Source organism: Kitasatospora sp. NPDC085895 (assembly GCF_040702125.1).
Classification (GTDB): domain Bacteria; phylum Actinomycetota; class Actinomycetes; order Streptomycetales; family Streptomycetaceae; genus Kitasatospora; species Kitasatospora arboriphila.
This window is the reverse complement of the sequence record NZ_JBFBJY010000138.1, coordinates 1-12,153: the sequence shown is the minus strand read 5'-3', so window position 1 is coordinate 12,153 and position 12,153 is coordinate 1. Positions and strand designations below refer to the sequence as shown.

The 12,153-nt window shown below is 71.0% G+C and carries 16 protein-coding genes; 7 read left to right on the top strand and 9 right to left on the bottom strand.

The features are described 5' to 3' along the window. Positions 1-61 precede the first annotated feature (61 nt). From AB0442_RS39930 to AB0442_RS39895, 8 genes are all read right to left on the bottom strand, one after another. The gene (locus AB0442_RS39930; protein WP_366168426.1) at positions 62-298 is read right to left on the bottom strand and encodes a hypothetical protein; all 237 of its coding nucleotides are present in this window, start codon (positions 296-298) and stop codon (positions 62-64) included. A 117-nt stretch (positions 299-415) separates the two neighbouring features. Then, positions 416-730, bottom strand: coding sequence for a hypothetical protein (locus AB0442_RS39925; protein ID WP_030274406.1), 315 nt, complete (start codon positions 728-730; stop codon positions 416-418). Beyond that, positions 727-1,191, bottom strand: coding sequence for a hypothetical protein (locus AB0442_RS39920; RefSeq protein WP_366168425.1), 465 nt, complete (start codon positions 1,189-1,191; stop codon positions 727-729). Before AB0442_RS39920 ends, AB0442_RS39925 begins: the two co-directional genes overlap by 4 nt. Positions 1,192-1,384: 193 nt before the next feature. Continuing rightward, positions 1,385-2,905 carry a DUF2637 domain-containing protein gene (locus AB0442_RS39915; protein ID WP_366168424.1) on the bottom strand — a complete coding sequence of 507 codons (1,521 nt, stop codon included), beginning with the start codon at positions 2,903-2,905 and terminating at the stop codon, positions 1,385-1,387. Positions 2,906-3,502: 597 nt separating this feature from the next. Next, a complete protein-coding gene (locus AB0442_RS39910) occupies positions 3,503-3,682 on the bottom strand; it encodes a hypothetical protein (protein ID WP_366168423.1) in 180 nt (59 codons plus the stop codon). A gap of 275 nt (positions 3,683-3,957) precedes the next feature. Further along, on the bottom strand, positions 3,958-4,095 hold the full coding sequence (locus tag AB0442_RS39905) for a hypothetical protein (RefSeq protein WP_366168421.1): 138 nt from the start codon (positions 4,093-4,095) through the stop codon (positions 3,958-3,960). A gap of 5 nt (positions 4,096-4,100) precedes the next feature. Next, positions 4,101-4,520 (bottom strand): hypothetical protein, encoded by a 420-nt coding sequence (locus tag AB0442_RS39900; protein ID WP_366168420.1) that lies wholly within the window; start codon positions 4,518-4,520, stop codon positions 4,101-4,103. Positions 4,521-4,678: 158 nt separating this feature from the next. Next, a complete protein-coding gene (locus AB0442_RS39895; protein WP_366168419.1) occupies positions 4,679-5,227 on the bottom strand; it encodes a hypothetical protein in 549 nt (182 codons plus the stop codon). 426 nt (positions 5,228-5,653) lie between these two features. On the opposite strand from AB0442_RS39895, the gene AB0442_RS39890 reads away from it, so the two are divergent. The 7 genes from AB0442_RS39890 (at position 5,654) to AB0442_RS39860 (ending at position 11,133) form a co-directional block, all read left to right on the top strand. Continuing rightward, positions 5,654-6,400 (top strand): GntR family transcriptional regulator, encoded by a 747-nt coding sequence (locus AB0442_RS39890; protein WP_366168418.1) that lies wholly within the window; start codon positions 5,654-5,656, stop codon positions 6,398-6,400. Between the two features lie 748 nt (positions 6,401-7,148). After that, positions 7,149-8,543: a hypothetical protein gene (locus tag AB0442_RS39885; RefSeq protein WP_366168417.1), complete on the top strand. Its 1,395-nt coding sequence runs from the start codon at positions 7,149-7,151 to the stop codon at positions 8,541-8,543. A gap of 32 nt (positions 8,544-8,575) precedes the next feature. After that, positions 8,576-9,430, top strand: coding sequence for a DciA family protein (locus AB0442_RS39880; RefSeq protein ID WP_366168416.1), 855 nt, complete (start codon positions 8,576-8,578; stop codon positions 9,428-9,430). A gap of 118 nt (positions 9,431-9,548) precedes the next feature. After that, on the top strand, positions 9,549-9,899 hold the full coding sequence (locus AB0442_RS39875; RefSeq protein ID WP_366168415.1) for a hypothetical protein: 351 nt from the start codon (positions 9,549-9,551) through the stop codon (positions 9,897-9,899). Further along, positions 9,896-10,162: a hypothetical protein gene (locus tag AB0442_RS39870; protein WP_366168414.1), complete on the top strand. Its 267-nt coding sequence runs from the start codon at positions 9,896-9,898 to the stop codon at positions 10,160-10,162. Before AB0442_RS39875 ends, AB0442_RS39870 begins: the two co-directional genes overlap by 4 nt. Then, on the top strand, positions 10,159-10,743 hold the full coding sequence (locus AB0442_RS39865) for a Uma2 family endonuclease (protein ID WP_366168413.1): 585 nt from the start codon (positions 10,159-10,161) through the stop codon (positions 10,741-10,743). Before AB0442_RS39870 ends, AB0442_RS39865 begins: the two co-directional genes overlap by 4 nt. 138 nt (positions 10,744-10,881) lie before the next feature. Continuing rightward, positions 10,882-11,133 (top strand): hypothetical protein, encoded by a 252-nt coding sequence (locus AB0442_RS39860; RefSeq protein WP_366168412.1) that lies wholly within the window; start codon positions 10,882-10,884, stop codon positions 11,131-11,133. A 309-nt stretch (positions 11,134-11,442) separates the two neighbouring features. On the opposite strand, the gene AB0442_RS39855 is transcribed toward AB0442_RS39860, so the two are convergent. Then, positions 11,443-11,769 carry a hypothetical protein gene (locus tag AB0442_RS39855; protein WP_366168411.1) on the bottom strand — a complete coding sequence of 109 codons (327 nt, stop codon included), beginning with the start codon at positions 11,767-11,769 and terminating at the stop codon, positions 11,443-11,445. Positions 11,770-12,153 lie beyond the last annotated feature (384 nt).

The following is a 12,153-nucleotide window of genomic DNA, read 5'->3' as shown; positions in this document are numbered from 1 at the left end:
CTTGAGAAGCTGAATCATCACAGGTCGAGGCACCCTCCTACGCCTATCTCATGCTCCGTCACTAAGCCTGGTCACCACGGTGAATTGGTGAGGCCAGGAATGCCGCGGGGTGCGCGGGTGCGGGAATGGCGGGGAGTTCGAGGGTGGTCTCCTCGGGGCTCTCCGGGGGGACCGCGGTCTCGTCGCGGTAGAGCGGGATCGGCGGCGGGACGTACGAGCCGTCCCCGCTACCGGGGAACTCGATCACCCGGCCGTCGCCGCCGCTGCAGTGGCGGTCGCGGTCGCTGTCGTCGGACACGGAAACCTCCTTCCAGGGGTTGACAGACAGTGGGCTCTCGTGTGCACGCGTGCACGGGCACGTGTGCACGCGTAATGCGCGCGAGGCCCCGCCGACCATCCGGCGGGGCCTCGTACGTCACGCAGGGTCACGCGGGGGGTGCTGCGCCACGACCTGCTCCGCGTAGCGCATCAGGTCGTCCCAGATCCGCCGGTCGCCCGCGGCGCGCTTTTGGAGCGCCGTCATCAGCAGCCGGCACACCAGGGCGAAGCCGGCCCACGCATCCGTGCGGCCGGCTCTGATGTCCTTGGCGATCTGGGAGCGTGCGGTGCGGAGCCAGAACTCCATCGCACCCTGCTCGCCGCGCTGTTCGCGGGCTTTGCGCTCCTCGTCGACGTACCAGGCCCGGCGCTTTTCCGTGCCGCGTTCGACGCCGGTCAGCGGCCGGTTCACGCGGACCGCTTTTCGCTCAGGTCGAAAATCGACGTGGGACCACCATAGCGGGAATCCGCCGAGGCGGTGACCGATTCCGCGGAATTGGTTGTGGCGAGGGCGGGCGGGATCTTCTTTCCCTTCTCGATGGCCTTTTCGCGGCGCTTTCCGGGGAGGGCGTTCACCTCGTCGTCGTGGGCGCGGCGCTTGTAGGCGCCCTTCTCCAGGCCGGCGGTGACGGCCTCCAGGTGCCGCAGGATGTCCTTGAGCTGCCGCTCCAGGGGCAGGGCCCGCAGCCGGGCGTGGTACCAGCGGTCGCCTTCGACGTGGGTGGAGCGCAGGTGGACCCGGGTCTCCTGCTGCAGCGTCTCCAGGCTCTTCGCGATCCCCAGCAGGACGCGCTGGATGTCGCCGAGGTAGGCGACGAAGGCGTCCGGGTTCTGGGCGACGCCCCGCAGGGCGCTCTCGTGCTCGTCCGTCATGGGCTGCTTCCTCCTTCAGGGTTCGGCCGGGTGCTCCGGCCTGGACGTGGTGGTCGCGGGTGTCGACCCGGGCTCCGGCCGGACGGCCGGGTCTAGGGTGGTGCTCGGCGCTTCGGCGCCTTCGGCGGTCACCAGGGCGATGCCTGCGCCCTGGTGGCCACCGGAGAGGCCGACCGTCTCGGAGGTGTGCGGGTCAGGGCCGGTAGCCCTGGGCGAGGAGCTCGGTGGCCTCCTGGCGGTACTCGGAGGCGGTGGCCGGGGAGGACACCTCCAGCTCGCGCTGGATGTCCGCGAGCGGCAGCTGCTCGGCTGCGCCGCCGGCGGTCGCCAGGATCATCCGGGCGACCTTGCGCACCGCCCGCTCGCGGGGCCGCAGCTTGGCGATGTCCTCGGTTTCGACCGCGCGCCGCTCGATTTCGGCGGCGGCCCGGCGCGTTTCGGCAGCGGCCTGCGCCATTTCGGCGGCAGCCTTCCGGGAGCGCTCGATGTCCGCGAGAGCCGCCGCCTCGCGGGCCTTCTCTTCGGCCGCGAGACGGTCGGCTTCGGCAGCGGCCCGGCGCCTTTCGGCGACGGCCTTCTCCGTTTCGGCGGCGGCCGCGTCCGCTTCGGCGGCGGCCCGGCGGGCCACCGCGATGGTCTGCGTCTCGATCGCCCGCTCCTCCGCCGCCGCGATTCGGTCGGCCTCGGCGGCCGCCTTGCGCTCCTCGGCCGCGGCGCGCTCCAGCCGGGCCGCCTCCACGTCCGCGGCGGCCGCCGCCTGCCGCTGCTCGGCCTCCTCCCGCTCCGCTGTGGCGGTGCGGGCGCGGGCCTCGGCGACCAGCGCCGTCTCCAGCGCCGCCTCCTCCGCAGCAGCGGCCCGCTCGGCGGCCGTGACCTGCGCCTTCGCATGCGCGCGGGCCTGGCCCATCTCACCCTCGACCTCGGCGCGCACCGCCTCCAGGCGGCCCTGCGCGCGCAGCCGGTCGGCCTCGGCCTCCTTCTCGGCGAGCTGGCGGCGGGTCTCCGCCTCCAGGCGCCGGCGCTCGGCCTCCTCGGCCCTCACCTCGGCCTCCCGTTCCTGCTCGTCCGGCATCGCCAGCGCCTGCGCGACGGTGTAGCCGTAGGGGGCCATCGTCATCGGCAGCAGCTCGTCCTCGCTGGCCGCGCCCAGGTCCCCGCCGTGCTTGCGCTTGAGCCACAGCTCGTAGGCGATGAGCTCCTGCTGACGGCGGACCATCTCCGGGTAGGAGACGACGTTGTACAGCCGCATCCGCCGGTACAGCCGCGGGGTGGCCACCGGGGCCAGCAGCCAGCGGTGCAGCGGCACCCGGTCGGCTGCGGTCCCGGCCTCCAGCTGCGCCTTCTGGATGATCAGGCGGCGCGCGGCCTCGACCCCGATCACGAACAGCAGCGGCATGACGCCGTGCGCGGCCGCCCGCACCGGATCTGCCGCGGGCGCGCCCTGCGAGGAGGCGTTGAACCAGATCGTCGCCGCGGTCATGCCGTGCCCGGCCAGGCGCAGCACCGGCCACGGGGTGTACTTCCAGACCAGGTACAGGTCCAGGGCCAGGAAGGCGACGATCGAGGCGTCGACGCCGACCGGGAACCAGGGGGCGAGGCGCTCGCTGAACCCCCAGGCGAGGGCGACCCGGGAGAGGGTGTCGTAGGACATCGCGAAGCCGATGATGCCCACCGTGGTGCCGCCGAAGGCGGCCGCCAGGGACAGCAGGATCATGAGCGGGTTGCGGGCCGTGCGCGGCGTGTCCGAAGCCGTCGGGGTTGCGGGCGAAACGAATCCGGCCGTCTCCGAAACGGGGTCGGTCGGTGCCGAAACGGGGCCCGGCGCGGGCTGCGCCGGGATGGGGGGAGCCGCCGTGGGCGGCATGTCGGTGATCGTCACGGAGGCCTCCGGAAGAGATCGTTCATGTGGGCGCGAAACGGCCGGGGCTGCTCCCGAAACGGGATCAGGTGCTCCCGAAACGGGGCCGGGTGGTGCCGAAACGGGGCCGGGTGGTGCCGAAACGGCGGCCGGCCGGGATACGGAACAGGGACTGTGCGGCCCGTCGGGGCGGGGTCGCCTGCGGCGTCCTGTGTGGTGGGGCCGAAGCGGCGGGGTGCCGGTCCCGAAACCGTTCGGGGCAGCAGCAGGGCGGTGCCGAAATCAGCGGCGGAGCCAGCCGATGCGGCCGTTGTCGCCGTCGGCCTGTCTTTCCTGATCGGCCCGCCGGCCTCCGGCGGGCGGCGCGTCGGGCACCGTCGAACGCCGCCGCGCCCCCGCCGCCCGGCAGTGCGGGGCGGGGGCGCGGCGGCGAACGGCAGCAACCGGCGGCAATCAGGCGCGGGCCGCCAGGCGTCGGAACGCCGCGGCCGTCTCGGGGTGGGCGGCCTCGTCCAGGACATGCCGCTGCTGCAGCTGCGCGCCGTCGGCCGTCTCCCGGTCCAGGACGGTGTGGGCCCAGGCGCGGAAGGTGTGGGTGTGGGGTCCGTCCTGCCGGCGTTCCTCGGTCGTCATCACGCGTGGTCTTCCTCTCTCTTGGCTGGGTGTGTGGCTACTTCTGCTGGCCGGCCTTCTCGGCCTGCGCCCGCTGGTGCATCTCCCGGGCCCGGCGCAGCAGCTCGTCCATCTGCCGCTGGGTCCAGGCCTGGTCCTCGGGGCTGCTCACTGCTCACCGCCGTTCGGGTCGGCCGGCGGGGCCGGGGGCGCGGGCGGGCTCGGCGGTGCGGGCGGCGGGACAGGGGTGCCTCCGCCGATGAAGCTGCGGCACACGTACAGGTGCTGGCGGAGCATCACCGGCCACCTCCGGCAGCGGCGCGGGCGGCGGCCTCGGCGGCCGCCCGGTCGGCGGCGCGCTGCGCCTCCAGCCGGGCCGCCTGCTCCTGGATCTGGCGCTGCAGCTCGGCGGCGCCCTCGGGCGTCATCGTCACGGCGCTCACCCGGCCAGCGGGAGGCCGCGCGTGGCGGCGACGGCCGCGGAGACCGTGGCTGGCAGCGGCCGGACGGTGGGGATCGCGGTGTGCGGCTCATCGGCGAGCTCGTCCAGGTCGATGACGACCTCGCGGATCGCGCGGGTGGCGGCCAGCGCCCGGTCCCGGACCTGTCGGGCCCGGTCGCGCAGCAGGATCAGCAGGCCGTCCAGGCCGCGGGCGCCTTGCGGGTAGCGGCCCGCGGCGACGTCGGCCCAGACCGCCTCGGTCAGGTCCTCGGCGAGGCCGGTGCTCTCCGGGCTGATCGCGGCGAGCTGCTCGGCAGCGGCCGCGCGCAGCAAGCTCGCGTACCGGTCGTAGAGGTCGTCGAGGTCGTCGTTCGGGTGGCTCGCCAGGGTGTCGGCGGATGCCATCATGGTGTGCACGGTCGTGGTCCTTTCGCTGGGAGCGACCGACGAAGGCCCCGGGGGCGCAATCCCTGGGGCCTTCTCGTTGTGGTGGCTGTTGTACGAGCAGCCACGGCCGCCGCCCACCCCGCGGGTCGGGGTCGGCGGCGGCCGTGGTCGTTCGTGCTGGCGACGGGTCAGGCCGCTCGGGATGGTTTCTCCGTCGGAACCTCGATGCCGCGGATCGGGCCGACGGCGTCGCGCAGCGGGATGCGGCGCAGGGTGTCCGTGACGAACACCGCCGGGAGCCTGCGGCGCCACTGGTCAGCGCGCTCGGCGGTGGTCGGCGCGGGAACGGTCTCGCGTCGCTCGGCCATGTGGTGGACCGCCGGGGCGGGCTCCGGGAGGGGCTTGTAGTGCTGGCGGGCCGCGCGGCGGGTCTCGGCCGGCACCGCGTCCCGGACCAGGCGGTTCTGCTCGGCCTGCCACGCCGCCACGTTGATGTCGATCACGACGAGCTGGCGGGAGCCCGGGCAGAGCGGCGAGTTCTCCTCGTCGCGGTGCTCGGGATGCTCCTTGATCTTGAGGGTGGTGGAGCCCATCACGCGCCGCCACCTCCGGCAGTCTGGGCAGATGATGGTGAACTGCTCGCCGGAGCGGACGTTGAAGTGGGTGCTGGGGAGTTTGCTGAGCTTCAGGGCCGGACGGCCGTTGGTGTGCCGGGTGCGGACGCGGGACTTCGACATCGCGGTACCTCCTCTGAGGCAGTCGGGGCGCGGGAGGAGCGGAGATGCTGCTCACTCCGCCGACCAGGCCGGAGACCCGGTGGTTTCCTGGTCGACGGGCAGCGCAGCAGCGCTGCTCGAGGTGGTGTTGGTGGTGCCCGATATGAGGTACAGCCGTCTCGATCCGAGGGAGCAAAGCTCGACCCCGTCACGCCGCCAAGGCGGTGACGACCGCTGATTTGCAGTTAGGTGACACTTGGCCAGTGCCCTTGACAGAACAGGCCTGTCAGCCGCCGCATCGCTGCCGCTACTGACAGTTCCTAGTGAAGCCTTGCTCGATAGCGAAGTCAAGTGGTTCGATATCGATGTAGGATGCAGACGCGCCCACCGAAGTGTGGGAGCGCCGCGACAAGGCCCGTAGGATCGCTATCGAGGTAAGGAGGCAGGGTGAGCAACAGCGACGGGCCGAAGTTCGAGCTGATCGCGGAGGAACTGATGGCCGCCATCAAGCGAGGCGACTACGGTCCCGGCGACCGGCTCCCGGGCGAGAACGAACTGGCCCGGGACTACGGCGTAGCCGCCATGACCGCACGGCGCGCCCTCGGCGTACTGAAGCGGCTGGGTGTTGCGGAGTCCCGCCGAGGAGGTGGCACCTACGTGCAGGCCTTTAAACCGATCCGTCGGCGAGGCATCGCACGTCTCGCCCGCGAGCAGTGGGGCGCCGGCAAGTCGATTTGGGCTGCCGATGAGAACCGAAGCTTGGCGGTTGATCAGGTGAGCGTGACGGAAGAGGAAGCTCCGCCACCCGTCGCAGCTGTCTTGGACATCAACGTTGGGGGCATGGCATGTGTGCGCACAAGGCGCTACCTGGTGGATGGCCGGCCAGTGATGCTGGCGACTTCCTACCTGCCAAGTGATCTTGTAACAGGAACCGCCATCACTCGCACAGACACCGGACCAGGCGGTGTGTACGCCCGGTTGGCCGAACTGGGGCACAGCCCTTCCCACTTCCGCGAAGAGTTGCGGGTGGAGTCCCCTACCAGTCATGAAGCTCAAGCTCTGGGGATCCCGCAGGATCGCCCCGTGGTCAAGCTCTCGCGCACGGCTTTCAGCGCAGATGGTCGTGCCGTAGAAGTCAATGCGATGACCCTTGACTCCGCCGCCTACGTCTTGGAATACGAGTTCGACGCCTGACGTCAAGGCAACGCAAGGGGAAGAAGCAGAAAAGACACAGCTCACTTGGGGGAACGGACACGTGCTTGGCAGAGCGCGTTAGGTCTAGGATCTGCCACAGGCAGTAGTCGCCTATCTGGAGGGTGGAAGCTCCAGAGCGGTGAAACAACCGAAAAATGAACGGCCCCGTTGCTCGGGGGCGGGTGGAAGACCGCCTTGATCCCGTGCACGAGGCCGGTCCGAGGAGAGGCCTAACTGGAAGTGCGGCCTCGATCCTCGGGCGCAAACCGCCCTGACTAGAGAGGAGACGGTTCGCTGTGCCACAGCGTACCTGGAGCAAGGCCCACGAGCGCAACAGCGCCCGGGCGTTTTGGCGTGATGTCTACCGCTCTTCGCAGTCCAGGTCTTTCAATCTCCCGCGTCGATGCGCCGCTGGGGCGCTGTCCGTGGGTGTCCGTAGCCAGGAGTTCCCCCGATTGGGGGTTGGGATGACCTAGCTCTCCTGGGCGGCGTGCCGGCTTAATCCCCTGCCAGGGGGACTGCCTACGCCGCCCGGGCGGACTCGTCGGTCACCACCGCGAGCCTCGCCCACTTCCGTCTCCGCTGGGACTGCCAGGTCCCTGCGAAGGTCCGGCCGACCGCCTGCCACGGCCTGTCGTCCGGTCGTCACCGCCCCTGCCAGGGGGCGGGTCCTTCTGGTTCTTCCCGAACCGAAACCCCAATCCAGGGGCCTCGTCGTCCCTGGAGCCGGAGCTCAGGGACAGGAGTCATGATGCAGCAGAGTGCTGCTTCCCGCCACCTCGGCATGCCTGCGTGCCGTCGAAAAGACCTGATTTCAGCTGGATTGCGGCCCCGCCATACGCCAACCACCTCCGCGCTCCCGGACCAGGTCCGGTCGACCTGGGTACCGCAGCAGCACCAGATGGTGTCCGGGACCGCTGGGCGAATCGCGCTGGACGGCTACAGCTGGATGCAGGCGGTGCACTGGGTGCACGGTGCCGGCCTCTACGTGCCGACGCACGGACCGAAGTTCGGCGAGACGACGCTTCGGCTGGCTGAGGTGCTGTCGACGCTGACGCCGTGCCGGCCATCGATCGCGCACCTGATGCGGAAGCTGAAGTGCTCCCGACGGACCGTGCAGTACCACCTGGAGATCCTGCGGTCGACCGGGCTGCTGGCCTGGCGGTCGATCGGCACCCGACTGCCGATGATGCCGGGTCAGGCTCGAGTGGAGAGCCATGCCTCGGAGTACGAGCGGCTCATCCCCCGCACGTATGACCGGGCGCTCGGGATCCGCACAGCGGGCGAAGGGCTGGGGCGGCGGATGACCGGCATCTCGGACGAGGGCCGCTCGGTCATCGCAGAGCTCGGGAAGAAGGCCTCCCGGCGGGCCCGCCGTACCGTTCGCCACACCAGTGGTCGACGGGCCGTCAGCACCCCGCGTTGCACCCCAATGGAGGTCGGTACCACTGACTGCCTGAGCTCTCCCTCTGTGGGTGATTCAAAAGCTACGGGCATCGCCCGTGTCGAGAAGTCGATCACCAAGAGGAAGCAGTCCTCGCGGCCGGCTGAGGCGCGGCGCCGGACGGTGCTCGGGCAGGTCGTCACGGCAGCGATGATGGCCGCCGGTGACCAGCTCGCGCAGGTCGCGTACCGGCGGGTGCCGTGGGTGCGTCAGGCCTCCCACGACCAGCTGCGGTGGGTCCTGAATGACGCCGCCGCCCGGGGCTGGGACGAGCAGCGCACGGTGTCCTGGCTCAGCGAGATCGCAGGTCAGTACGCGGGTGCCGGCCTGCTGTGGCGACCCGAGCGGCCCCACGCGCTGATCGCGCACGCCCTGCGCCAGGAAGCCGACCAGGAGCAGCACGACCGGCAGGTGGCCGCGGACGCTGCCGCCCGGGTCGAGGACATCTCCGTGGCCGCGGTGCGGGAGCTGGTCGGCGAGATGGAAGTTCTCGCCGACCTGCTCGGCGAGGCTGCAGCTGCCACCGCTACCCCGGGCACCGGGCAGGACCTGCAGGAGGCATTCCTCTTCCCCGCCGAGGCGGCCGCCCGGATGGAGCTCGCCGGCGACGATGCCGCCGACCTGTTCGGCATCGACCTGGTCGCCCGCTATGCGGGCCTGGCCGCCAACCCGCGCATCCAGCTCGGCGTCACGCGATGAACACCCCACTCCCCCGGTCAGGAGGTCCAGACATGACCAGCACCACCGATCAGACGCCCCGCGGTGCCGACGCCGCCCGCACCGCGCTGCTCGCAGCCCGCCGCGCAGCCCGGCTCCACGGGAACGCCCCGACGAAGAAGCCGGCCGCCACCCGCCAGCAGGTGGCCCGGGCCGGCCGGGACGCCCGCGACCCCTTCACCCTGGCCGCCGTGATGCCCGCCATGGCCGCTGCACACGGCTGGGCGCTCGGCACCGCTCAGGGCACCCTGCGTGACACCTGGGCGCAGCTCGTCGGCCCCCAGGCCGCCCTCCACTGGTTCCCGGCCGGCTTCAACGCCGACACCCGCACCCTGCGCGTCACCTGCGACTCCCCGGCCTGGGCCACCAAGCTCCGTCTCGATCAGCGAGCCGTCCTCGCCAGGCTCAACAGCGCCCGCCCCGACACTGTCCGCGCCCTCGACATCCGCGTCGGCCCCGCCACCCCCAGCCGCGCACCCGCAACCGAGAGCGCCGGCCCAGCCGAGCAGGGGGACCAGTCCCCCACGTCGATCACTCCACCGCTCGCCGACAACCCCAACTACCAGCAGCTCCGCCAGCAGATGCGCGACCAGGCCATCGCCCGCCAGGTCGCACTCGACCAGACTGCAGCCCACCTCACCGCCGATCGCGACCAGTGGTTCCACGGGCACCGAGGCTGGCTTCGCGAGCCCGAAGGAGCCCAGCCCACCACCGACGCGACCCGGCGCCCGGAGACCGCCGCCCGTGCCCACGCCCGCGAGCAGCTCGCACGCCACCACGCCGCCCTCGCAGCCGCCCGGGCCCAGCGAGCCGGTGCCGTTCCGCTGCGCCCGGTCCGGAAGCCGACGTCCCTCACCGGGGCCGCGTGACGCCCCGCACCATCCCGCTGCGCACCAGCCCGGATGCACCTCGCAACGGTGCTTCCTGATGGTCCCGACTGTTCGCTCGATGCCGAGTACCCTCACACCGAAGGATTGGAGTGCCGCCATGAGTCAGCCTGTGCACGACGGAGCCGAACTCATCCCCCGGCCTGAGCAGAACCCCGCCGCGCTCAAGGCCGCGCTGGCCGTGGTTGCTGCGGACCGCCTTCCGGAGATGATCGACGGGCAGACCCGGGCGATGGCCGAAGCGATCGAGGCCGGGAGCGTCCAGCCGATCCGCAACTTCGTCGCGCACTGGGCCGCTGTGGTGGAGATCGAGCGGCAACCGACCACCGCGCAGGCCTACCACCGGGCGAATTACCTGGCCAACCACGCCGCGACGGTCGCCGAGTGTCGCGAGCATGCCGCGACGGTTGCGGAGCTCTACCGCGCCGCCTACGCGGCGGTGGCCGGGTGACCTGGAGCTGGGAGTACCTCCCGGACCAGGAGCAGGTCGCCGGCGGCTGCCCCGTCGACTTCCTCACTGCTGCCGAAGAGCGGGCCGCCGAGCTTGTGCGCGCGGCAGAAGCGCTCCACCTTGACGGCACCTCCTACCAGGGCAGCGGCGAGCCCATGCGCTACCTCGACGTTGCCGGCGGCCTCCTCGCCTACTACGTCGTCCCCCGCCTGGAACTCGTTGTGATCTGCCAGCTCACGCCCCCACCCGGGGAATCCCCGTGACCGGGAAGGCGACGCTCGGATCGGTGGCAGCGCTACTCAGCGGTCACCTTGGGCCGTGGACCGTGGACGATGTCCTGGCACTGCCCGAGGCCCCTTCCCGGATCGAGTTGGTGGGCGGAGCATTGTTGCTGAGTCCGAACCCCGACGTCCCCCGCCAGCGCGCCCGGTCCGCACTCGCGGCCCGGCTCGCCCAAGCCGCGGAGGCCGGCGCTGCGCCGCTCGAGGTGTTGCCCGCAGTCCCTGTGCTCGTGCCCGACGGTCTGCTGATCCCCGACCTGGTGGTCGTCGACGCGGCCGCGGCCGCCGAAGCCACCAGCGCGCTGGACGCCGGTGCCGTCGTGGTCGCGATCGAGATCACCACGCCATCCACGCGTATGACCGACACGGTGCTCAAGCCCGCCCTGTACGCCACGGCCAGCATCCCGCACTACTGGCGCCTCGAACTCGAACCCACCCCACGCCTCCACCTCGGCCACCTCGAACGCGGCACCTACACCGACCGCCTCGTCCAGGCCAGCGAGACCACCGCGCTCACCGACCCGTTCCCCCTCGACCTCGACCCCGCAGCACTGCGCCGGTAGCGCGCCGCACCGACCGTCCTGACCGAGGACGGCCTGGCTGTCTCCAGCCAGGAAGAGCGCACCGTCTACCTTGCCCTGAAGCACCTGCAAGGCAAGGCCCAGGAAGACAAGACGATCGCCATCGCGCCCCTGCCCGGTGTGCGCCTTCGAGCCGGCCACACCTGGACCCCCGACATCGCCGTCCTCGGCAACGGCCGCGTCGTCATCTTCGAAGTCGACGGCCCGCACCACCGCCGGTCCCGCCGCCACGCCGACGACCGCAATCACGACCTGCAATGGCAGCGCTGCGGCGTACCGGTCGTGCGCCTGCCTATCGAAGACCTCGCGGACCACGTTCAACTCGTCAAGCGGCTCCGCGAGGAACTTCTGTGCCACCTCTGGTCGCGCTGAACGGCTCGGAGGCCCGGGAGGCCGTCGCCTCACACGCGGCCGGCCCGCCGCCGTGGCGGTACGCGAGTGGCTCCCGGGCAGGCAATGGGTGGCCCGGGAGCCGCCACCGATCTTCCCACGCCTCTGCTGCAGCCGGGCCGCCGAGACAGGACTAGCTCCTTTGACCCATGCGTCGGGCCATCCTCATGGCTTTCTCCTGGGACACCAGTCGGACTCGGGGGCGGAAGAGACCTCGTACGACGAAGAAGCAGGAGAACTTGCCGAGGGGACCGATCTCCCGGCACTCGTACAGGCCGTTGAGGGCAGTCTTCAGCCGTAGGGCGCTGGCCCGACGCGGTTGAGGAATGTCCTGGCGAGGTTGTACTGGGCATGGGTGCCGTTGATCTTGGCGACCCACCCATCGATGTCGTCGCACGCCAGGTAGCGCGGGCTGATCGTGATGCCGGGGAACGGCGCGTTCGGGTCGGCGGTGGCGTAGTTGAACGGCAGGTCGAGCGCTGCTGTGGAGGCGGCTTGCTGCTCCGCTGTCGCGTGGCGGGAGCAGACCTCGGGTGACGGGCCGAGGCCGTACCACCGCATGGGGGGATTCCGGCAGCGGGAGCCGCGCTGCGTGGTCGCCGTGCATGTGTTCTGCATGATTCTTCCTTCCGGGCCAAGGCGGAAGCTAGTGGCCGAGGTCAAGATCTCGATAGTGGTTCGTCGAGGGGTGCTTCCCAGAGCTATAAGCTGCTCAGCCATCCCCGCTCTGCGGCGGTGTCCCATGACGGCGGGCTGTCTGTACTGCAGACGTCTTCGTCTGCGCGTGGTCGTCGCCGCGGTGGGTCTTGAGCTCGTGGCGGATCCGGTCGCGTAGTTGGTCGAGGGCTTCGTCGCGGGCGCGTTCGTAGTCCTGGAGTTTTGCCTTGTTTTCGGCATCTGGGGATCGTGCCTCACCAATTCACCGTGGTGACCAGGCTTAGTGACGGAGCATGAGATAGGCGTAGGAGGGTGCCTCGACCTGTGATGATTCAGCTTCTCAAG